Here is a 23,693-nt window from a genome sequence, read left to right as displayed (position 1 = left end):
TTACAATCAACAAAATGAATGTAAACAGCATCGATAAATTAGAAAATTTACTGAAAGAGAAATCTTCTGTTAAAATATTAAGTGATTTTTTGAATCAGCAGGTGAGCGATTGGCCGCTTGCAACAGGAAATTATAAAGGACTGGAAAAAGTTGAAGAAAAAGAATTTCAATTCGATGGGTACAAGATTAAAGTTCAGTTCAATCCTGAAAGAATAAGATCATCTGCAGCAAAAGTAGATCAAAAGAGTATCGAAAATCGGGCTTGTTTTTTGTGTCTCGATAAACTCCCTAAAGAACAGGGGGGGATTGCTCAAGGCGATGATTTTGTGATTTTGGTAAATCCGTTTCCAATCATTCCACAACACTTTACTATTCCAAAAGTCAATCATGTTGATCAGAATTTTGAAGAGAATGTTTCAGGAATGTTGTCTTTAGCTAAAAACATGCAAGGGTATACTTTGTTTTACAACGGACCAAAATGTGGTGCTTCGGCTCCTGATCATATGCATTTTCAGGCAGGGAACAAAGACTTTATGCCTGTAGAAACAGAGTATGCAGTTTTAAAAAAAATACAATCGGAACTATTGACTAATTCGGAAAAGCTTGAGATGAGGGCTTTCCCAAATTATCTGAGAAAGATGATTTCCATAGAATCAGAAAATGAAAAGGAAATGATGAAGGCGGTTTCTGTCTTTTACAGAACTTTTTCTGCTATGCAGCCAGAAGAAAAAGAACCTATGCTAAATGCGATTTGTTCTTTTGTTGATGGTAAATACATTATGCATTTGTTTCCACGAAAATTGCATCGTCCAACGCAATATTTTGCCGAAGGCGAACAGCAATTGCTAATAAGTCCTGCATCTGTTGATTTTGGTGGTGTGTTCATCACTCCTCGTCGGGAGGATTTTGAGAAAATAACATCGAATGATATTGTGGATATTTTCAAACAAGTTAGTGTTGATGATGATTTCTTTAAGAAACTATGTGCTTTACTAAAAGAGGATATAATCTAAAAGGGAAGTATTTTCTAAGGAGGAATTGAAATGTAAGTCGAAAGAATGCAATTGCAACCGGTAAAATGCAATTGCAACCGGAAAAATGCAATTGCAACCGGAAAAATTGGAATTGTAACCGGGAAAATTGGAATTGTAACTGGAAAAATTGGAATTGTAACTGGGAAAATTGGAATTGTAGCCGGAAAAATTGGAATTGTAGCCGGAAAAATTGGAATTGTAACCGGGAAAATTGGAATTGTAACCGGAAAAATGCAATTGTAACTGGAAAAATGCAATTGTAAAAAGCCTTTACTTCAAATCAAACTTGAAGTAATACAAAATATTTGTTAAAAGAGTATTCTGGAGATATGAGAAAAACGATCATAAACAGAATGTCAAATAAACGATAATATGAAAGAGCCACAATTACGGGTAGGCATCATGTACGAGCCTAAAATCTCATTTGCTTTAAATGGAATTTACATACTCAAGCAAAATGGAAAAGAGTATACGGGAAAGCAAAGTGCTAGCTATATAAATAATATGATTGCTTTTGATGGTCTTGTAGATGAAGAATTGATTTTCTATCCTAAATTTTACGAAGAAGGATCTTTCGATCTTTTTGATGTTACGATTGGAATTAAATTTCATTGGGAGCGAAAAGAAGATCAGCGTTTTAAAGGAGCGTTGCATTTTATTTGTGAAGATGAAAAATTGACTGCCATTAATGTTCTTTCTCTCGAAGATTATTTGATTAGCGTTATTTCATCTGAAATGAGTGCAACCAGTAGCATGGAATTGTTGAAAGCTCATGCCATTATTTCTCGTTCCTGGTTAATAGCACAGGTAATAAAGGGTGCTGAATTGAAAAAGTCAGAAACCAATTATCAAAGTATTATTGAAACCGATGAGGAGTATATTCGTTGGTACGATCGCGAAGATCATGTGAATTTTGATGTTTGTGCAGATGATCATTGTCAGCGTTATCAAGGCATTACCAAGCAATCAACAAAATTGGTAGTTGATGCTATTGACGCTACTCGTGGAGTGGTGTTAACAAGTGAAGGTGAAGTTTGCGATGCTCGCTTCTCGAAATGTTGTGGTGGAGTTGCTGAGACTTTTGAAAATGTTTGGGAACCTGAAAACCATACCTATTTGCAAGCGGTAATCGATAATCCGAAAATTCCGGCAGGATATGATATGAACCTAAAAAATGAGGCTGCTGCCGATCGTTTCATCAGAACATCGCCCGAAGCATTTTGTAATACTACCGATAAAGAAATTTTGTCACAGGTTTTGAACGATTACGATCAAGAGACCATGGACTTTTATCGTTGGGAAGTAGCTTACACACAAGGGGAAATATCAGAATTAATAGAACGTAAAACAGGTAAAGAATTTGGACAAATTCTGGATTTGATACCTGTTGAAAGAGGAGAATCGGGGCGATTAATCAAATTAAAAATTGTGGGTAAAAAACGCAGTTTGATAATAGGAAAAGAATTGGAAATCCGCAAAGTTCTCTCAGAATCACACTTGTATAGTTCTGAATTTGTGGTGGATAAGCTTGGCGAAGAGAATGGTATTCCTGCTAAATTTATTTTGATTGGTGCTGGTTGGGGACACGGTGTTGGACTTTGTCAGATTGGTGCAGCAGTAATGGGCGCAAAAGGATACAAGTACGATGAGATTTTGCTGCATTATTTCCGTGGAGCAGAATTGGAAAAAAGATATTAATTGAATTGACTTTATTATAAAGAAAAACAGTAAAAAATGTCAAAAACAAAAACTCGCTCGCCTTGGGCATGGATTCCATCGCTTTATTTCGCAGAAGGTATTCCTTATGTTGTGGTGATGACCGTTGCCGTTATTATGTACAAAAAGCTTGGTATTTCTAATACAGATATTGCTTTGTATACTTCATGGTTGTATTTACCCTGGATGATAAAACCACTTTGGAGTCCGATTGTTGATGTTTTGAAAAGTAAACGTTGGTGGATTGTAAGCATGCAATTACTAATAGGTGCAGGTTTGGCCGGTGTTGCTTTCACTGTTCCAACTACTTTCTTTTTTCAATCAACATTGGCATTTTTCTGGTTGTTGGCTTTTAGTTCGGCCACTCACGATATTGCAGCCGATGGTTTTTACATGTATGGTTTAGATACGAATAAGCAAGCTTACTTTGTTGGCATCAGAAGTACTTTTTATCGTTTGGCAATGATTACAGGGCAGGGCTTGTTAATTATTTTGGCAGGATATCTTGAAACGACAAATTTGTTTGGAAATACAGAGAATAATATTCCCTTAGCATGGTCGTTGACCTTTTTCATTTTGGCGGCATTATTTGTTCTTCTTTGTTTCTATCACAAGTTTGCTTTGCCACATCCTAAAGAAGATGAGGAAAGAGAAGTGAAAAGTTTTTCTGAGGTTTTTGACGGCTTTGGTGAAACGGTATCGACATTTTTCATGAAGAAGGATATTTTGAAAATTGTTGGATTGATTTTGGTGTATCGTTTGGGAGAATCTCAATTGGTAAAAATGGCTTCCCCTTTTCTATTAGATCCGAAAGAAGTTGGAGGCTTGGGTTTGTCAACAAGTGAAGTAGGATTGATATATGGAACCATTGGAATTGTTTTTCTTACTGTGGGTGGAATTCTTGGAGGATATTTAGCCTCTCGCAACGGATTAAAATATTGGTTGTGGCCAATGGTGTTTGCAATTAACTTACCCAATTTAGTGTATGTGTATTTATCGTATGCTTTGCCCGATTCTTTTTATTTTATCTGTGCTTCGGTAGCGGTAGAACAGTTTGGATATGGTTTTGGTTTCACGGCTTATATGCTTTATCAGATATATGTATCCGAAGGAAAACACAAAACTGCACATTTCGCGTTTTGTACCGGTTTAATGGCCGCAGGAATGATGTTTCCGGGAATGATTTCTGGCTGGATTCAGGAAATGATAGGTTACCAACATTTCTTTGTTTGGGTAATGCTTTGTACCATTCCTAGTTTTATTATGGTAAAATTGGTAAAGGTAGATCCAAAGTTCGGAATCAAACAGAAATAGAGAATTAATGAAAACAAGAATTGCATTTTTAGGAGATAGCCTTACTGAAGGTGGAAAATGGGATGTGTTTTTTCCAAATCATGAACTTTGTAATTATGGTGTTTCCGGAGAAAAATCAGTAGAAATACTTTCTCGTTTAGATCAAGTCTTGGCTGAAAAACCAAATCAGATTTTCCTGATGATGGGAATTAATGATTTAGGCGATGGAGTTGGGAAAAATGATATTTTGAATAATTTTAGTGAGCTAATAAGCAGACTTAAAAAAGAACCAGAAGTTTTAGTAGTAGTTCAAAGTCTGCTTCCGGTAAATTTTCAACTTTTTGCAAGTGAAACTTTTTGTGCGAAAGATATCAGAGATATTAACAAGCTGTTGAAAACTTTTTGCGAAAAGGAAATGATCACTTTTGTAGATTTATATTCATTATTTTCAACTTATTCGGATGAGTTAATTAAAGAGTATACTTATGATGGCTTACATCTAAATAGTGCAGGATACAGGCTGTGGGTAAATTGTTTACAATCGGAAAATTTAATCTGATATCATGGAAAAATCAAAAAGATTAATGGCTTTGGATGCTTTTAGAGGTTTAACCATTGCTGCAATGATTACCGTAAATACGCCAGGTAGCTGGAGTCATGTTTATGCTCCTTTGTTGCATTCGAAATGGCATGGTTGCACACCCACCGATTTGGTTTTTCCTTTTTTCTTATTTGCCGTTGGGGTAGCAATGTTTTTCTCATTCGGAAAATTTAATCACCAATTAAATGCCGAAGCAGGTAAAAAGATTCTAAAGCGTACGCTTATTATTTTTGGAATAGGTTTGCTGTTAAATGCCTTTCCTTTTGTGCATATCAAAATGGAGAACTTAAGAATTATGGGCGTTTTGCAGCGAATAGCTTTGGCTTATGGTATTGGTAGTTTGCTCTGTTTGGTTTTAAATAAAGCAAGATTATTGTATGTGTCTGCAGCTATTTTGTTTTCTTACTGGGGCTTGCTGTATTTTCTTGGCGGAGATCATCCATATAGTTTAGAAGGAAATCCAACAATAGCTTTCGATACGATGATATTGGGTGCAAGTCATATGTATAAAGGATTTGGAATTACTTTTGATCCGGAGGGATTATTCAGCACTCTTCCTGCTATTGTCACGGTTATTTTAGGATATTTAACAGGAGCATTGATTTCTAAAACGGAGCAAAAACGAATTGTTCCTACATTGTTGGTGTTTGGAGTTTTAGGATTTGTGTTGGGCTTGGTATGGAATATTTGGTTTCCAATTAATAAACCTTTGTGGACAAGTTCTTACGTATTGTACGCTGCAGGTTTAGCTCAGTTGGTAATGGCTGTAATGATTTATTTGATTGATATTTTAAATTATAAAAAATGGGCACATCCATTTTTGGTGTTTGGAATGAATCCACTGTTTATTTTTGTTTTATCGGTGGTGTGGGTAAAAGTGATTATTTATTTAGTTCATTTTACCGATAAATCGGGTGGTATTTTAAATGGCTATGCCTGGCTGTATAAGAATGCATTTGCTTCGTGGGCCGGACCGTTAAATGGGTCCTTACTTTTTGCACTTTCTCATATCATAGTATATTGGCTGATTGTGCTCTATCTGTACAAAAGAAAAATATTTATTAAGATATAATAGCAAAGCTTCGGGATTCCGAAACTTTTCTTGTTAAGTTCTGCAAGAATCAGGTCTCTTACAGGTTCGATTAAATCTATTTTATAGTATTCTTTTTTATTCGTTTAATTTCTCTTTTAGTGTTATTTCGGTTTATTAACATTGGCCCCGAAACCCCGAGCGATAGTGCTGATAATACAAAAAATCCTTTTAACCCATTATCGATGGTCTCTTGCAATAAACGCAGAAAAACTTCATGATCATTTGCACCCGTTAAACGGATAACTCCCAGCATCATTCGATACATAAATGCTCCTGGAACCATTGGAATAACTGCAGGAATCGCAAAAATAAACGAGGGCGAATGTTTTAAGTGAGAAGCTTTAATACTTAAAATACCAACGAGTAAAGCCCCCAGAAACGAACTTAGAATTATATTTACATCTTGCTGAAGCAAAATAAGTTTGAGACTACCACCTAAAGCTCCCAGAATAAAAATTAAGTATAAGGTGCGAGCGGGTACATTAAATAAAATTGCAAAACCCGTAGCTGCAAAGCCAAGCCATATCCAGGTTTCCCATAATACACTCCATTCCATATATTAGATATTATAAATAAGTATTGCTCCCAGTAAGCCCAAGGCAATTGAAAAAGCGATGATTAATCCATTAATTCCTCTTACAAGTCCATTCATGATATTTCCATCCAGAAAATCTAATAATGAATTGATTAGAGGTATTCCTGGGATGAGGTACAGAACCGAGGTTGCAAAAGCCGATTCAGGATTGCTACCAATATGAAAATATACTGTAGCTCCAGAAATCATAGAAGAAATAAATGCAGCCGAAAAGATACACAAGTATGGATTGAAAGCTCTTTTTGTTGATTCCTGTCTTACATATAAACCAATAAAAGTAGCTGTAAAAGCAGTAATCATTTCAATTGCGCCACCTCCAAAAATACGACAAAACGAAGCTCCAGCCAATGCAACCATTACTAGAGTTACTATTCGTGGATAGTGTGATACTGATTTTAAACGGTCAATTTCTTCACGAACCATTTCCAAGCTCCACTTTTCTTCCAGAATATGCCAGCTCATCCTACTAATACCGCTAACAATTCTAAAATTAATATGCTGCGGTGATGTTTGCATTAAACGGCTAAAAAAATAATTGGATTCTTCGTTATATACCGTAAGCATTAATGCGCGGTGAGTAATTAACAATTCAGCGTGGTATCCAAATGCTGCAGCTATTCGCATAACAGTTGTTCTAATTCTAAAGGTATTTGCACCTACCTCCATTAATAGAGCACCAACTTCAAGTAGGATTTTACACAACTCATTAACTTTATCTTTTTCGGATAAAACCATAGTTTTTGTAATAAAATGATATTATTTTACTAAAGGATAAGTTGAAATCTTTATGTTAGACTATTTGTTCGTAATATGTCAGCTTGTGCTTGATTGTAAGAATTTATACTCTTACCAGGTAGTAGTTAAAGCAGATATATTTGACTCAGAGGTTCTAGGTAATTTATAAAAAGATTATCAGACTTATAATTTGCAAAAGTAATCATTTTATAAAATCCATTTTAGTTTGGACTGGAGAAATTGTAATTTATTTTTTCTTTAATTGTATAGCCAATATTTTTTCGATTTTTCTTTAAAATCGCTAGCTGGCTTTGTCCAAAGTTCCTCAATATCTTTCACAAGAAAATTCTTTGTAAACCTGATTCTGATTTCCTTACTGCCACAAACTTTATCGAACATTTTTAAGCGCGACTGACCGCACATTTCGAATGCATTTTTATCTGGGTAAAGTTTATGACACTCCTGTAATACATAGAATTGAAGCAGGGATAGAGGTGCATTCTTTAAATCGGTGAAATGTACCTGAATACCATGCAGCATTTTGCCTTTGCCAACAGAATAATATGGTTTGTAATGAATTGGACGAAATAGAACGCCAGGTAAGTTTATATTATTCAGATTGTTTGCGAGATCATCGGCATTTATCCATTCGGCAGCAAATAGTTCAAATGGTTGAGTATAGCCTACTCCTATCGATATTGTATATAATTCGCCTAATATTCCGGAGATAGGGTAATATGCTGCACTTAGCGAATTTGGAATATGAGGAGAGGTTGGAACCCATGGTAAATTAGTTTCTGAGAATAACATATTTCGTTTCCAGCCTTTCATTTTAATAACGCTTAATTTGCATTTATTTCCATTTTTTAATAATCCTTCATTGTTTATATAGTTTGCCAATTCTCCACAGGTAAGTCCGTATACATATGGGATTGGAAACTGACTTACAAATGAAATGTATGCAGGATCAACCAGATTTCCTTCTACTTTTAAGCCTCCAATAGGATTGGGACGATCCAGAACAATTAATTCTATATTATTTTCGGCACAGGCTTCCATGGCCAATCCCATCGTGCTTATATAGGTGTACGATCTAACACCAATATCTTGTATATCATATACCAATGCATCTATATTCTTTAGCATTTCAGCATTAGGCTTTTTATTTTTACCATATAAGGAGTAAACCTTTAAGCCTGTTTTTTTGTCTGTATAAGTTCCAACTTTATCTCCAGCTGCATGATCACCACGAATCCCATGTTCGGGACTATAAAGTACTTTTACATGTACTGTTTTTTCATTGTGTAACAGATCTATAGTCGATTCCAGATTTTGATTAACTCCCGTGGGATTGGTGATAATTCCGATTGATTTACCTTTTAAATCAATAAAATTGGTTTCTTGTAGTATATCTATTCCTGATTGTACTTTTTGAGCAAATGTAGTGCTCTGGGAAAATAAGAATTGAATGCTACTAAAGAGAAGAATAAATTTTAATCCTTTAAAAAAAGAAAAAGTATTGTAATGAATCATAGTGACTAAGATTTGCATTTTTGCTGTCGAATAAAAGCAATACAAATTTAGTTTTTTTTAATTGAGATCGATGAAGACATTATCGCTAATCAAATTATTAGATATAATCACGAATGGAAAGTATGTACACTTTTTTTGTTTAATTATTATATTTAGGAATAGATATTGTAAAGTCGCTTCCCGCTCCAACTGTACTATTTACTTTTATTTCTCCTCCATTTTTTTCTACAAACTCTTTGCAAAGAAGTAAGCCTAAGCCAGTTCCTTTTTCATTATTTGTGCCTTGAGTAGAGGTATTTTCTCCGATTGTAAATAGTTTTGTCAGTACTTCAGGCGGTATACCAACACCAGTATCAATAATATGTATTTGAACGAATTTTTCTTTTTCAGATGCGTTAATAGATATCGATCCACCTTCTGGTGTAAATTTTATTGCATTGTTAATCAAATTACCAATAAAAATCATCGAAGTATTTCTATCAATTGTAAGGTGTATATTAGCTGGTATGTTTACAACAATATCTATATTTTTCGCTTTAGCACTTTGCCCATACAATTGGGAGCAGGTTTCTACTAGGTCTTTTAATAAAAGAGGCTCTTTTTTAATTTTAATTCCTCCCGTTTGTGTTCGAGCCCAAGTAAGAAGATTGATTAGCAAATCATAGGCAAGTTGTGAAGATTTGTCAATTTCACCAATCATTTCAATTCGTTGATTATCATCAAGTGAAGAATATTCTGATTTTAATATGTTTGAAAAGCCTAAGATTGAATTAAAAGGAGATTTAAGATCGTGGGAAATAATTTTAAAGAATTTATCTTTTGTTTTATTTGCTATATCTAACTGTTTATTCGTTTTAAAAAGTTCTACGTTTGTTTTAATTCTTCCTCGGCGTTCTTTATAGATGAATATTAGAAATATGATGACAACAAAGAGTACAAGTGCTAATATTATTGCAAGCCATTTTTGTAATTGTATTATTTGACTATTTTTTTCTTGTTCAAGAAGTAGTCTTTGGTTTTCAGCTTCTTTTTTTTCGTTCTGGTATTTTTCTTCAACTTCCTTTGCCATACGAATATTCTTGGCCTGATCTAAACTGTCTTTGTATTCAATACTTTTTGATAAGTGGTTATAGGCAAGTTTGCTATTGTTTTGAAGATGGTTAATTTCGGATAGTATTTTATAGCTCTCGTAAAGGATTTGTTTATTTTTGGTTTTTTCTGAAAGTTCAATACATAAATTTAAATAGTAGCTTGCTTTTTCTAGATTTTCATCTGCTTTGTGGAATTTTGCCAGATTAAGGTAATCTTTGATAATGTAATACATAGAACCCACCTTCTTGTCATAGCTTAATGCTTTTTCCATTTGGATTATGGCTTCTTTATAGTTCTTATTTTTAAAATGCAACTTTCCTATATTATTGGCAATGCCTGCCACGCCCGAAGGATAATTTATTTTGCTGTATTCTTTTTCGGTTAGTTTGTAGTAATATATAGCTGAATCTATATTTTCAAGACGCTGGTGGGTTGAACCTAAATGGAAATATATCATTCCCATTCCTTTATAGTCATTTTTATTTGTGTATTTTAATGAGATAAAATAGTTGTGGATGGCTTTTTTATATTCTTTTTGATCGGTAAAATTATTTCCTAAAGAAGAATGTAAATAGGATATTAGTGTAGAATCTTTTTCTACTTCAGATATTTTAATTGCTTCATAAAGAGTTTTAATAGCTTCTCCTTTTCTGTTCATATCAGATAAAAGGTTTCCTTTTAAGGATAAAGTCCAAGCTTTAATATATTCGAAATCTTGTAATTGTTTATTTGCTAGTATTGAATCTATTAAAGTCAAGCCTTCGTCATGTTGCATTTTATAACGATAAATATCAGCTTTGCGCAATTGAGCATTCAAAAGAAAACGAATGTTCCCACTTTGGTGGCATTTATAGATCACTGTATCGATAAGTTCTTCCGCGAAGGCAATATCCAAGCCAATATAATCATTGGCTAATTGATATCCCATAAATATTTCGATTGTATCGCTTAACTCGCTAGTGCTAATTGCTGTAAGAATAGAATCTTTATTGATTTGAGCTACTAATGTATTGCTTACTAGTAGCAAGACAAAAAAGAAATTTATAAATCTTTTCATTTGTTCCTCTACTTCAAGTGAGTAAATAAGTTGAGTGGGTAGGTCTTCATAACAAAAGAAGAATACTTACAAGATATAAAGTTTCTTGAAAAAATAGGCCTGTTCACAAAAAAAAGTCATTGTAATTAGGGAGTAGAAGGTTTTTGTATTTGTCTTAATAATAGTATGTGGCAGGCGGGGGTTGATTCTATATTTTGATTTTTTTCCATAAGATTGGTGGTGATTCTAATTTTTTTAATCAAGAATTGAATAAATGGTTTTTTGTAGTATACCTTTATTTATTTCGATATTTTGCTGAAGATTGGTTTTGATGAAAATAGTGACTTTAGATCGATATAAGTGGTATAAGTATTGCTGTTTTTCATTTGTCTAATCCACTGTTATCTATCATGATGTCTTGTATGATATGTTTTTGAAATTTAGAGATTTGTTTTCTTGATTATTTCATTGCAAAACTAATAAATTTTATATTTTTGTAAGATGTATTACCACTTTGATGGTTGTTAGGAATGTGAATAGTTCTTTAAATCCTTATTTCTTTGTAGCTATTTAATTGGTATCGATATTGGAAAGTTTTTGTTTTGTATGTAAAATATAGGATGAACTTGGTTTTGGGCGAATGATGCAATACCAAGATAATTACGACAATATTGGAATTAGATCGTAAAAAGATCTCGAAGTTAATTATTCGCAAATAAAATAAGATAATGAGTAAAAAAGGATTTATTGGCATATTATTGGTCTTGTTTGCTTTTGGTGCATTGGCAAAGAAAAAATCCCCAAAAAGAGAAATGCGGGCAGTGTGGGTTGCTACGGTTGATAATATTGATTGGCCATCGAAGTCAGGTTTAAAAGTTGATGAACAGAAAAAGGAATTAATTGCTCTGTTGGATCAACACAAGAAAAATGGGATGAATACCATTATTTTTCAGATTAGACCAGCAACTGACGCTTTTTATAATTCTCCTTATGAACCTTGGTCGCAATGGTTAAGCGGAGAACAGGGAATTGCTCCCGATCCTTTTTATGATCCCTTGCAATTTGCAGTTGAGGAGTGTCATAAAAGAGCTATGGAATTGCATGCCTGGATGAATCCTTATCGTGCAGTTTTTCTGTATAAGAATGCCAGGACAGATCCAAATCATATTACCAATACCAAACCCGAACTGTTTTTAAAATATGGGAAGCACAAATATTTTAATCCTGGATTACCAGAGACCAGAGATTATGTATCGAAGGTTGTGGGTGATGTTGTGCGAAGATATGATATAGATGCAATTCATTTTGATGATTATTTTTATCCATATAAAATTAAGGGAAAAGCTTTTCCCGATTCGTTGAGCTTTGTTAATAATGGTAAAGAATTTTATCCCGATAGGCTAGATGATTGGAGAAGAGATAACGTAAGTAAAGTTATTAAGCAGATTAATGATACCATAAAATCGATAAAGCCATGGATGCCTTTTGGAATATCTCCCTTTGGAGTATGGAGAAATAAAAGTGTCGATAAAAAAGGTTCAAGAACTAAGGCTGGGCAAACAAATTACGACGATTTGTATGCTGATGTTTTGCTATGGCTAAAAAATGACTGGATTGATTATGTGGCTCCCCAGATTTACTGGCACATTGGTAAAAAAGTCGCCAATTATCGGACAATAGCTAAATGGTGGAATCGAAATTCGTATGGAAAGCCTTGCTATATTGGTCATGGAGTTTATCGATTAAATTCAAAATCTAGAGCGGAAGCCTGGCAAAATTCCGATGAGATTATTACTCAATTGAGACTCAATAGAAAGTTGAAACGAATTGATGGGAGTATGTTTTTTTCTTCGAAATCGTTTATGAATAATCTATTACAGATTAATGAAAAACTGCAATTTCAAATTTATCAGAAATTATCATTAATACCTGAATACAAAACCATTACTCCAATTCGATTATCAGCTCCTCAAAAAATTGTTTTAAGTGATGGGTACTTGAAGTGGGATCAAGTGAAAAATGCAAAATGTTACGTTGTTTATGTTTTCAACAAAAAAGATAAAATACAACTTAGCAGAGTAGGTTCAATTCTTACTATCACAACTCAACCTAAATTAAAATTGGATAGCGGATTTAAGAATTATAAGTATGTAATTACAGCTATAAGCAGAACAAATACAGAAAGTAATGCCAGTAAACCTCTCGACTTTTTAGGAGAGTTGTAAAAAATATCATTAAAATAGAAGATTAGAATTGCTTTACAAAAGAGTTTGGCTACTAAATCTGATACTAATGGAGTATTCTTTTTTTAAGCTAAAGGAGTTTTTTATTGGTTAATTCTTGTACTAAATACCTATAACCTAATATTACACTAATGAATACTTGGATTGTTTTTGGAGTAGTTTTTGGCTATTTCGCACTACTGATGATTGTTTCCTGGCTAACTTCTCGAAACAGTAATAACGAAACTTTTTTCACAGGAAATAGACAGTCGCCTTGGTATCTGGTTGCTTTTGGGATGATTGGAGCATCATTGTCAGGAGTTACTTTTATATCAGTTCCAGGTGAAGTAGGAAATACTGGCTGGAGTTATTTTCAATTTGTTTTGGGGAATTTAGTTGGATATTGGGTAGTAGCTCAAGTATTAATACCTCTCTATTATAGATTAAAATTAGTTTCAATTTATACTTATTTAAATCAACGCTTTGGTTTTAGAACCTATAAAACAGGGTCATTTTTCTTTTTAGTGTCTCAAACTATTGGGGCTTCATTTAGATTATTTCTTGTGGCGGGAGTTTTGCAACTTGCTTTTTTTAATGCATTTCATATTCCATTTTGGGTTACAGTTTTAATTACAATTTTATTGATTTGGTGTTATACTTTTCGAGGTGGAATTAAAACTATTGTATGGACTGATACTTTGCAAACTCTATTTATGTTGGCATCAGTAGTTATAACGATTATCGTTATTGCCAAAAAATTAGATTTGAATAATATTGAGCTGGTGAATAGTGTGAAAAATCATGAATATTCTCAAGTTTTTAATTGGGATTGGCAGTCGCCACGAAATTTTTTCAAGCAGTTTTTAGCAGGTATTGCTGTTGTGATTGTAATGAATGGTTTAGATCAGAATATGATGCAAAAAAATCTAACGTGTAAAAATACCAAAGAAGCCCAGAAGAATGTGTACTATTTTAGCTTTTCTTTTGTTTTGGCAAATGTGTTATTTCTTTCTTTGGGGGTACTCTTGTATGTTTTTGCTCAGCAACAAGGAATTTCACTTAGCGGAAAAAGTGATGAAGTGTATGCTTTTCTGGCATTAAATCATTTTGGTTTGTTAGCTGGCGTTGTTTTTTTATTGGGAATTACAGCCGCAGCATATTCTAGTGCCGATTCGGCATTAACAGCACTTACAACTTCCTTTTGTGTTGATTTTTTGGGTGGAGATGTAACTCGCAAAAAGAGATTATTAATTCACCTGATATTTTCAATAATCATGTTTTTTGTAATTGTAGTTTTTGATATTATTAACAACGATAGTGTAGTGACTGCAGTTTTTAAAGTTGCAGGGTATACTTATGGGCCATTGTTGGGTTTATTTGTATTTGGAATGGGGAATAAGCGCGCTGTGCGTGATCGTTGGGTACCTGTAGTTTGTTTATTGTCACCAATTCTTACGTATGTTTTGAATATGTACTCCGAGAGCTTATTTTGGGGATACCGTTTTGGTTTTGAATTGCTAATTGCTAATGGGTTAATTACTTTTATTGGTTTGTGGATAATTTCTTATCGTTCAAAGTAGGTAGGATAAGAATTTAGTTATTGTAAATAGGGTCGACTTAAAATAATACAAGTCGACCTTTTGTATAGATTTTTAAGTTTTGTTCAATCTTTATAATTCACTCTAAATTTATCAATTGCATCGTAAATTCCCTGGTGGATAGCAGTTCGAATATTTTTTGTGTAGAGTCCACGACTTGCTCTGCTTGGATGTACCCTATTTGATAAGAAGATGTAAACTAATTGGTTTTCAGGATCCATCCATACGAATGTTCCTGTGAAACCAGAATGACCAAAACTACTTTTGCTTGAACTGTAGGCTGGATAGCACTCTTGTAAACATAGAGTGTCATTCCCTATTAATGGTTTGTCGAATCCTAGTCCTCTACGATTGTTATTGTTGGGATACTGGATTTTTGTGAACTCTTTCATTGTTTTTTCCGAGAGGTATCTTTTACCACCATATTTACCCATTTGCATGTACATTTGCATCATTTTCGCAAGGTCATTTGCTGTAGAGAATAAGCCGGCATTGCCAGATATTCCTCCCATCATAGCACAGCCTTCATCATCAACATAGGCATGAAGAAGATTGTTTCGAAAATAATTGTCGTATTCAGTTGGTATAACTCGATTTAACGGGAAGTTTTTGTACGCATTAAAGTCTAATGTGTATGCACCTAATGGTCTAAAGAATTCTTCTTTTATAAAATTATCGAAAGTTTTTCCTGATATATTTTCTATAATTTTAGGAAACAGGTAGAATGCCAGACCTGAATATTTATATTCTTTTGTTGTAAGTAACTCAGATTGGTTAATGGCTTTGTAGATTTTCTTTTTGTAATTCTTATGAAGAAACATTTGTGGTGCTACTTCAATAGGATATTTTTTAGATTGTCTGTAGTTGTAGGTTCGTTTCTTGAATCTTTTTAGGCTGTCCACGGTATTTGTCCAAAAAGGGATCCATGGGCGTAACCTTCCTTGGTGGGCCAGGATATCTCTTAAAATGATATTTTCTTTATTGGTTCTTTTAAAGCCTTTCCAGTATTCGGAGAATTTTTTATCTAAATTGATTTTTCCTGTGTCTACAAATTTCATAATAGCAGGAAGAGGTCCTGTAATTTTTGTAACGGAAGCTAAGTCGTAAATATCATCAGGCATTACTTTTTGTAGTTTATTGTATGTGTGATACCCAAAGCATTTGTGATAAATTACTTTTTTATCTTTTGCAACAAGAATCTGACAGCCAGGATAAGCATTAAACTTTAATCCTAGATTTGCAACAGAGTCAATAGTTCTGTTGAGAGTTTCTGAGTCAACTTCTGCTAGTTCCGGTATAGTGTATTGAAACCTTATTTCACCATTGGTTTTTATGCCTGAGCCTTTTTTAAATCGACCAATTGTATTATTTGTAATACCAGTTGAGGAAATTCCTCCGAAGATTATTTGTGCTGCATACTCTTGTGCTTTTGGACTGTTGTTTTTAGTATACAGTAGCGATGTTGATTGATTTAATTCTTGATTAAGTACAGATAGTTCTTTAGAATTGAATAGGGTGATGATAAGCTTATTTTTATTGCTTATCCTGGAAATAAATTGATTAACAGCTTTAGTTTTATCTGAGGATATTTCGTGAATACTTAAGATTGTGATATTTGTTGAACAAAGTTTAAGTTTTGCTAGTATATTTTCTTTAAATAAAGAGTCGGGGTGAATGCTTTGGCAAGATATTTTAGTGTATTTTTTAAGTGTTGATTGAAAAGGAGTTGCGTTATTTAAAGTATCTATAGAAATGGATGTAATTTGAACTTTCTCCAAGTTTTGAATTGGTATTAAATTCTTTTTATTTTCCAGTACATATATAGACTTAATTATTTTGTGAATATTACTTGTAATTGAATCAATATTATTGTTCGTAGTTAATGCCGTATCTTGACGAATAGAATCTTTAAGATTTAGAATTTTAATTTGTGCAACAGGCTTAAATTGAAAGATACATAAGATAATTGTGATTAAGTACAAGCGTGTCATAATGTGTTTAATTAAAAGTAAAGATATTGTGTAAATATAGATATAATTGCCATATTTGTAATACATCATATATGAAAAATGTTATATAATACTGTTTTTGTGTAAAACTTGAATGAGAAAAGGTGTATTTTCGGTTTAAAGTCATTAAAATGCATGTTTTATGAAACGATGCCCATCTGTAAAAAGAAGAATTTGAGCATTGTATTTTTAATGATTTATAGATAATAGCCCATTAATTCATTGATACATCATGTATGATAGCTTGAGCTTATTTTTTAATTTGTAGAATAAAAAGCAATTAAATTACGGTAAAATATGGGAATGTATATTGGTGTAATGTCAGGAACTAGCATAGATGGTGTAGATGCTGTTTTGGTTTCAATTAGCGAAAAAGGAATTAAACTTATTGCAAGTGTGTCTCATGATTTTCCCGATAATTTAGCTGAGGAGTTAAAAGAACTTTTGAGATCTGATAAAATAGTATTGCAAAAAGTTGGAGAATTAGATCATCGCTTAGGAATAGTGTATGCTGAAAGTATTAATAAGTTGATATTAGAAGCTGGTGTAGATAGAAAGGATGTTATCGCAATTGGTTGTCATGGGCAAACAGTGTTTCATAATCCTAGAGGTAAATATCCTTTTACAATGCAGTTGGGTGATGGTAATTTAATTGCTGCAAATACTGGAATCACGACAGTAACAGATTTTCGAAGAATGGATATGGCTTTTGGTGGTGAGGGAGCTCCATTAACTCCTGCATTTCATAAAGAATTTTTTAGTTCTGATTCTGAAAATAGGGTGATCTTAAATTTAGGGGGAATTGCTAATATATCGATCCTTAATAAGGATAAGTTTGTTGGTATGGATACCGGGCCTGCAAACTGTTTAATGGATTTATGGATTCAAAAGTGTTTAGACAAAAAATATGATTGTAATGGCAGTTGGGCAAAATCCGGGCGTGTATGTAATGGTTTGCTGGAGAGTTTTTTAAAGGAGGATTACTTTGGTTTAGTGGCTCCTAAAAGTACTGGAAAGGAATTGTTTAATATGAATTGGATTGAAGATCATCTAACAAATTTTTCGAAAATTTCAGAACAGGATGTTCAGGCGACTCTTTGTGAGTTAACAGCTAGAACTATTGTTGATGCAATAAATTTATATTCTCCTGATTATACTTCCATTTATGTTTGTGGTGGAGGTGCATTTAATACTTTCTTATTAGAAAGGCTTGGAGCATTTGCTCCGGGTGTTGAAATTAATACGACAGCTAAATTGAATGTGCATGAACAGCTGGTAGAGGCAATGGCATTCGCATGGTTAGCAAAACAAAGAGTTTTGGAATGTGAAGGTAATCTGCCAGAGGTAACTGGAGCAAGATCTAAAGTTGTTTTGGGAAGTTTATATAAGAATAATGGGATTAAAGATATTTCTTTGTAATACAAATTAATTATATTGAATTATTTTTTTAGTGATAAGTAAATAATTTTCCTTCGAATGAAATTTGAGATCAATTATATAAATTAGTATATTTTGGGGTAAATAGTTGAATATCTTTAGGTAATTAGGGTGTTCTAAATTTCACTACATGTTTTATAGCATGCCAAATTAGTGTTGATTTTAAACTGATGTGTTATATTTTTGGAAATACATAACATGTAATACCAATTTAATATGAGATATATTTGTTGTATATTATTACTTATTATTGAGTTTTCGTGTACTAATAAAGATGATGTGTTAATTAAAGCGATTGAAATTTCGCAGGAGATTGGCAGTCAGCTTGCTCCAGATAGCAGAGAGGCGATTTATACTACAAGTTTCTCATTTTCTGATGATGGTCTTGTAGTTCATGGAGAAACATCCTTGCCAAAAGTTAAATTGGCTTTATTTTCTAACTTAAAAAGTTTAAAAGTTCATTTGATAGATGATTTTGTTTTACTTCCAGAAGAGAAGTTAGGTGAAAAAAATTGGGGTTTGGTCAATTTAAGTGTTGTGAACCTAAGAAGTGAGCCAAAACATTCATCAGAGCTTGTTTCGCAAGCTATATTAGGAACACCTGTAAGGGTTTTAAAAGAAAATGGATCTTGGTATTTGGTGCAAACTCCGGATAATTATATCGCATGGCTTGATGCCGCAGCTTTAAGTTTGAAAAGTAAAGAAGAGATGGCAGCCTGGAGGAATTCAAAGAGAATTGTTTTTACTCCTTCTTTTGAAATTGTAAAAGGGATTAATGGAGATGTTGTTACAGATGTTGTTGCAGGTTCAATCCTGGAGATAGAAAAAAATGAATCTTACATTTATCGTTTAAAATTACCGGATGGCCGTCTTGTTAAGCTGGATAAAAACAAGTGTATTGAGTTTGATAATTGGAAACAGAATGAAATAAAAGAATCATCTATTCTAACAAAAACAGCAAAAGAATTTATTGGTCGTCCTTATTTGTGGGGAGGAACTTCTTCGAAAGGTGTCGATTGTAGTGGATTTGTAAAGTCTGTATACTTTATGAATGGTATAATATTGGCACGCGATGCATCATTACAGTTCCTTCATGGAGATAGCATATCACCTAAGCAGACTTATAAGGAATTAAAAGAAGGGGATTTGGTGTTTTTTGGAAAAAAAGCAAGCAATAAAACAGATGTAAAAGTTACTCATGTAGGAATGTATATGAAAAATGGAGAATACATTCATTCCTCGGGAAGAGTGAAAATTAATAGTTTTGATCCTGAAGCTGATAATTTTAATAACTACAGAAGTATATCATGGCTCGGTGGCCGAAGAGTTTTAAATAGAATAGGAGACGCAGGAATAATTAGAGTTGCTGAACATCCGTGGTATTAAGAAACTTATATAAGATGACAACAAACAGAAGAAAATTTTTAGGGAATACTGGAATGTTATTGGGAGCAGCTTGTGTTCTTCCTTTGCTTGATGGGTGTGATAATATAAACAAACGCAGAAAATCAGGCGGAATAGGTGGTGGCTTAAAATTAAGCTTTGAGCCTTATGAATTGCAGTTAAAACATGTTTTTACAATAGCTTCCTATTCTAGACTTACTACTCCTGTAATGCTTACAAAAATTGAATGGGATGGTTATGTAGGTTATGGGGAGGCTTCGATGCCACCCTATTTAGGCGAATCGCATGAAACAGCCAATCGTTTTTTAAAGAGTTTAAATCTTAAGCAGTTTTCCGACCCTTTTCGTTTAAATGAAATTCTTGCTTATGTAGATTCTATTGCGCCGGGTAATTGTGCTGCAAAGGCATCTGTTGATATCGCTCTTCATGATTTAATTGGAAAATTATTAGAAAAACCCTGGTTTAAAATTTTGGGATACAATCAGGAAAATACTCCGCTTACAACTTTTACAATAGGTATCGATACGCCTGAAGTAGTTACAGAAAAGGTGAAAGAGGCATCTCCATATAAAATTCTTAAGGTGAAAATTGGTCGGGGTAACGACGAGCAAATGATTAATACAATTCGAAAAGTTACCGATGTTCCTTTATGTGTTGATGTAAATCAGGGGTGGAAAGATAAGTACGAGGCTTTAGATAAAATTCATTGGTTAAAAGAACAGGGAATTGTATTTGTCGAACAACCTATGGACAAATATAACTTAGATGATATGGCATGGTTAACTCAGCATAGTCCGCTGCCAACTATTGCCGATGAAGGTGTTCAGCGCTTAGTTGATGTCCCAAAACTAAGTGGCGCTTATTCAGGAATCAACATTAAATTAATGAAATGCACTGGAATGAGAGAAGCACATAAAATGATTAACTTAGCCCGATCGCTTGATATGAAAGTGATGATTGGTTGTATGACAGAAACTTCTTGCGGAGTTAGTGCTGCTTCGCAATTGTCTCCAGTGGTAGACTGGGCTGATCTAGATGGAAATCTTTTGATATCGAATGATCCGTTTTTAGGAGTAACTGTGGAAAATGGAAAAATTATTTTGCCTGATAGTCCAGGTATTGGAATTAAAGAATTATAAATTTATATGATAATTTCTTGCTAATCTAAATTTTACACTATGAAAAAAATCGCATTTTTGACCTTAATCATGCTTTTTGGCTGGCATATATCCTGGGCTCAGGATTTGCTCGTAACAGGTACAGTTACAAATAGCGATAAGGTAACTTTGCCAGGGGTATCAATTGTAAAAAAAGGAACTACAGTTGGAACCATAACCGATATTGATGGTAAATATGAATTGAATGCAGAGGTTGGTACTACCTTGGTATTTAGTTTTGTTGGAATGCAAGCTCAAGAGGTTGAGTTTACAGGACAAAAGATCGTTAATGTAGTGCTGGAAGCTCAGTCGATTGGAGTTGACGAGGTTATTGTTACAGCTTTGGGTATTAAAAAGAGTAAAAAATCTTTGGGATATGCAGTTCAGAATATCAAATCTGAAGAATTGCTAGCTGGTAACCAAAGTAATATGGTGAACACTTTGCAAGGTAAAATTGCAGGTGTAAGCATTAGTAGTGCTGGTGGTTCGCCAGGAGCTTCATCTATTATAATGATTAGAGGTGGATCTTCTTTGAGTGGAAATAACCAACCGCTTTTTATTGTTGATGGATTACCTATCGATAACTCTACCAATTCGAGTTCTGAAGTGGCTAGTGCTAACCGTGCTTCCGATATTAATCCAGAGGATATCGAATCGATATCGGTATTGAAAGGTGCTACAGCCGCTGCTCTTTATGGTATTCAAGCCGCTGAAGGTGCTATAATTATTACAACTAAGAAAGGTAAAACCGGTGAAGGTAAAATTTCATTCTCTTCTACTTTATCTGTTGACGAGGTTATAGGAACTCCTGACATACAGAATACCTACGGACAGGGAAGTTATGAATACAATAGCGATGGAGATATTCTTGGTTACGACCCATCACCAGGAATATACTTACAATCCTGGGGTGATGTAATTCCTGAAGGAACTCCTACCTATGATAATATCAGTAATTTATTCGATAAGGCAGTCACACAAAAATACAATGTGAATTACTCAGGAGGTAATGATCAAACAAATATTTTTGCTTCTGCATCTTATTTAGATCAAAATGGTGTTATCGAAAATACCGGTTACGAAAAACTGAATCTTACTTTTAATGCACAGTCGAAATTTAGAAAAAACCTGACGATTGGTGTTAATGCCAAGTATATTAACACTCAAACTAAAAGTAATAAGCAAGGTACCTCTTCGGGTGGTTCTTTTATAAGTATGCTTAAATATCCTGTCACCTATGATGCTCGTGATTATGCAAACGAAGATGGTAGTCAAAAGATATTTATGGATTCAAAAGAAGATCAAGAGTTTGATAACCCTTACTGGAGTCTTGATAATTCACCTAATAGCGATGAGGTTGATAGATTAATTGGACAGGTGAATTTGAATTATAAACCTGTCGATTTTCTTACCATTTCTTATCGTTTAGGAACCGATTATTATTCTCAATTTAATAAGAAGATTACTGATTTTGGATCTCTTATAAAAGGTAGATCTGATGGTTACCTTAGACAGTATGAGAAGACTAGTCGCTTAGTGACTTCTACGCTTCTTGTTATGATGAATAAAACTTTTGACGAAGATTATTCTCTTGATGTAACTTTAGGGCATACAGTTGACGAAAAGAAGACAAGAACAACTTATACTGGAGGTAATAAATTTCAGGCTCCTGATATATATAGTGTGTCAAATATTGCTGCTGATGATCAAACTCTTTCAGAGTCTAAGTATAGACGAAGAAGCATGGGTGTTTTTGGTGAAGCTAAATTTGGTTGGAAAAATATAGCGTTTTTAAATGTAACCGGAAGAAATGACTGGTCTTCTACTTTGCCAATTGGAGATCATTCATTCTTTTATCCATCTGTAGGTACTTCTGTTGTTGTTTCCGATCTTCTTGAAGAATTAGGTGCCGATATTACTTCAGATAAGTTCCTATCATACCTTAAGTTAAGAGCTACTTGGGCGCAAGTTGGTAAAGATGCTAGTGCTCACATGTCAGAGTCTTATTTAACACTTCGTTCATGGCACTATGTTCCTGTTTCTGATGGTTATACATGGAATTCGGATCAGGCAGGTAATCCAAATTTGAAACCTGAATTTACCACTTCATTTGAAATTGGAATGGATGCTCGTTTCTTGAAGAATAGAGTTAAGTTAGATTTTAGTTACTACCATAGTTTGTCGGAAGACCAACTCTTAAATGTGAGACTACCGCCGGCTGCAGGGGCTTATATAGCTCAACTTAATGGTGGTTCTGTTAAAAACGAAGGATACGAAGCTTTAGTTAATGTTTCTTTACTTCCTAGATCCAGCGATTTTCAATGGGATATGTCTTTCAATTTTGCAAAAATGGAAAGTACTGTTTACGATCTTCCTGGTGAATTAGTTGAGGTAAATAACGATCAGTCATGGACATGGAATAGTACTGCTTTAGGTGCTGCCGTTTTGGAGGGTAATCTTTTCGGATTAAAGGGTAAAAGACCAAAGAGAAACGAAAATGGTGATAGGATAGTTAATAGCGATGGAAATTATTCTCTTAGTGAGGATATTTTTCCGGATGTTGATCGTATGCCAGATTGGACTATGGGGATTATCAACTCAATGTCCTACAAAAATTTCAGATTGTCATTCCTTTTCGATATGAGTATTGGTGGCGATGTTTATAATGCTACCGAAGCAGCTCTAACCTATTATGGTTTAAGTACGACCTCAGAGGATAGATCCATGACCGAAACATTTATTTTGGATGGTGTTATGGAAAATGGTGTAGATGCGGGTGGTAATACGATTTATGAAAAAAATACGACTCCTATCTTAAAGGATCAGAACTATTATCAAGACCAGTATTCTCAAAATGCTGAGAATTTTATTGAAGATGCTACATACGTTAAACTTAGATATGTAACTCTCTCTTATAATCTTCCTAAAACTTTTCTTGATAAGATCGGTTTTGAAAGGATGGAGGTATTTGCTACTGGTAGAAATCTATTGATGATTTCCGATTACTCAGGTGTAGATCCTGAAATAGCTTCTTTTGGTGCTTCTGTTAGTGGCTCCGGAGCTATAGGGCTTGATAATCTAAGTACTCCTAATACTAAAGGGTTTGATTTAGGTGTTAAAATTAATTTCTAAAATTGC

General features: G+C 33.8%; 17 protein-coding genes. 12 read left to right on the top strand and 5 right to left on the bottom strand.

Annotated features, from left to right (window positions below; translation table 11 throughout):
- Nucleotides 1–14: 14 nt before the first annotated feature.
- The 6 genes from ACT3CE_RS14970 to ACT3CE_RS14945 all read left to right on the top strand — a co-directional run bounded on the left by ACT3CE_RS14970 (nt 15) and on the right by ACT3CE_RS14945 (nt 5,716).
- Nucleotides 15–1,013: a DUF4922 domain-containing protein gene (locus ACT3CE_RS14970; RefSeq protein ID WP_444710580.1), complete on the top strand. Its 999-nt coding sequence runs from the start codon at nt 15–17 to the stop codon at nt 1,011–1,013.
- A gap of 45 nt (nt 1,014–1,058) precedes the next feature.
- Nucleotides 1,059–1,277, top strand: coding sequence for a hypothetical protein (locus ACT3CE_RS14965; RefSeq protein WP_444710579.1), 219 nt, complete (start codon nt 1,059–1,061; stop codon nt 1,275–1,277).
- A gap of 129 nt (nt 1,278–1,406) precedes the next feature.
- Nucleotides 1,407–2,732: a SpoIID/LytB domain-containing protein gene (locus tag ACT3CE_RS14960; protein ID WP_444710578.1), complete on the top strand. Its 1,326-nt coding sequence runs from the start codon at nt 1,407–1,409 to the stop codon at nt 2,730–2,732.
- A gap of 36 nt (nt 2,733–2,768) precedes the next feature.
- Nucleotides 2,769–4,064 carry an MFS transporter gene (locus ACT3CE_RS14955; protein WP_444710577.1) on the top strand — a complete coding sequence of 432 codons (1,296 nt, stop codon included), beginning with the start codon at nt 2,769–2,771 and terminating at the stop codon, nt 4,062–4,064.
- A 7-nt stretch (nt 4,065–4,071) separates the two neighbouring features.
- A complete protein-coding gene (locus ACT3CE_RS14950; RefSeq protein WP_444710576.1) occupies nt 4,072–4,602 on the top strand; it encodes a GDSL-type esterase/lipase family protein in 531 nt (176 codons plus the stop codon).
- Nucleotides 4,603–4,606: 4 nt separating this feature from the next.
- On the top strand, nt 4,607–5,716 hold the full coding sequence (locus ACT3CE_RS14945) for an acyltransferase family protein (RefSeq protein WP_444710575.1): 1,110 nt from the start codon (nt 4,607–4,609) through the stop codon (nt 5,714–5,716).
- A gap of 76 nt (nt 5,717–5,792) precedes the next feature.
- Here the strand turns inward: ACT3CE_RS14945 and ACT3CE_RS14940 are convergent, their stop codons facing one another.
- From ACT3CE_RS14940 to ACT3CE_RS14925, 4 genes are all read right to left on the bottom strand, one after another.
- Nucleotides 5,793–6,293, bottom strand: coding sequence for a threonine/serine exporter family protein (locus ACT3CE_RS14940; protein ID WP_444710574.1), 501 nt, complete (start codon nt 6,291–6,293; stop codon nt 5,793–5,795).
- A 3-nt stretch (nt 6,294–6,296) separates the two neighbouring features.
- On the bottom strand, nt 6,297–7,067 hold the full coding sequence (locus tag ACT3CE_RS14935) for a threonine/serine ThrE exporter family protein (protein WP_444710573.1): 771 nt from the start codon (nt 7,065–7,067) through the stop codon (nt 6,297–6,299).
- 258 nt (nt 7,068–7,325) lie between these two features.
- Nucleotides 7,326–8,600 (bottom strand): exo-beta-N-acetylmuramidase NamZ family protein, encoded by a 1,275-nt coding sequence (locus ACT3CE_RS14930; protein ID WP_444710572.1) that lies wholly within the window; start codon nt 8,598–8,600, stop codon nt 7,326–7,328.
- A gap of 139 nt (nt 8,601–8,739) precedes the next feature.
- A complete protein-coding gene (locus tag ACT3CE_RS14925) occupies nt 8,740–10,749 on the bottom strand; it encodes a tetratricopeptide repeat-containing sensor histidine kinase (protein WP_444710571.1) in 2,010 nt (669 codons plus the stop codon).
- Nucleotides 10,750–11,456: 707 nt separating this feature from the next.
- On the opposite strand from ACT3CE_RS14925, the gene ACT3CE_RS14920 reads away from it, so the two are divergent.
- Together ACT3CE_RS14920 and ACT3CE_RS14915 are read left to right on the top strand one after the other, a co-directional pair.
- A complete protein-coding gene (locus tag ACT3CE_RS14920) occupies nt 11,457–12,953 on the top strand; it encodes a glycoside hydrolase family 10 protein (protein ID WP_444710570.1) in 1,497 nt (498 codons plus the stop codon).
- A gap of 149 nt (nt 12,954–13,102) precedes the next feature.
- Entirely contained in the window at nt 13,103–14,530 is a 1,428-nt protein-coding gene (locus ACT3CE_RS14915) for a sodium:solute symporter (RefSeq protein WP_444710569.1), read from the top strand.
- An 83-nt stretch (nt 14,531–14,613) separates the two neighbouring features.
- On the opposite strand, the gene ACT3CE_RS14910 is transcribed toward ACT3CE_RS14915, so the two are convergent.
- Entirely contained in the window at nt 14,614–16,539 is a 1,926-nt protein-coding gene (locus tag ACT3CE_RS14910) for a serine hydrolase domain-containing protein (RefSeq protein WP_444710568.1), read from the bottom strand.
- A 315-nt stretch (nt 16,540–16,854) separates the two neighbouring features.
- Between ACT3CE_RS14910 and ACT3CE_RS14905 the strand changes: the two genes are divergently transcribed.
- The 4 genes from ACT3CE_RS14905 (at nt 16,855) to ACT3CE_RS14890 (ending at nt 23,687) form a co-directional block, all read left to right on the top strand.
- Complete coding sequence (locus tag ACT3CE_RS14905) at nt 16,855–17,976, top strand: anhydro-N-acetylmuramic acid kinase (protein ID WP_444710567.1); 1,122 nt, start codon at nt 16,855–16,857, stop codon at nt 17,974–17,976.
- A gap of 234 nt (nt 17,977–18,210) precedes the next feature.
- Nucleotides 18,211–19,380: a C40 family peptidase gene (locus ACT3CE_RS14900; protein ID WP_444710566.1), complete on the top strand. Its 1,170-nt coding sequence runs from the start codon at nt 18,211–18,213 to the stop codon at nt 19,378–19,380.
- A gap of 14 nt (nt 19,381–19,394) precedes the next feature.
- Nucleotides 19,395–20,537, top strand: a complete 1,143-nt coding sequence (locus tag ACT3CE_RS14895; RefSeq protein ID WP_444710565.1) for a dipeptide epimerase — start codon at nt 19,395–19,397, stop codon at nt 20,535–20,537.
- A gap of 39 nt (nt 20,538–20,576) precedes the next feature.
- Entirely contained in the window at nt 20,577–23,687 is a 3,111-nt protein-coding gene (locus ACT3CE_RS14890; protein ID WP_444710564.1) for a SusC/RagA family TonB-linked outer membrane protein, read from the top strand.
- Nucleotides 23,688–23,693: the final 6 nt, after the last annotated feature.

The sequence above is a fragment of the Marinifilum sp. RC60d5 genome (assembly GCF_052400665.1).
Classification (GTDB): Bacteria; Bacteroidota; Bacteroidia; order Bacteroidales; family Marinifilaceae; genus JBQTGK01.
Note: the sequence above shows the minus strand (reverse complement) of the source record. Positions and strands in the feature narration are given on the sequence as shown.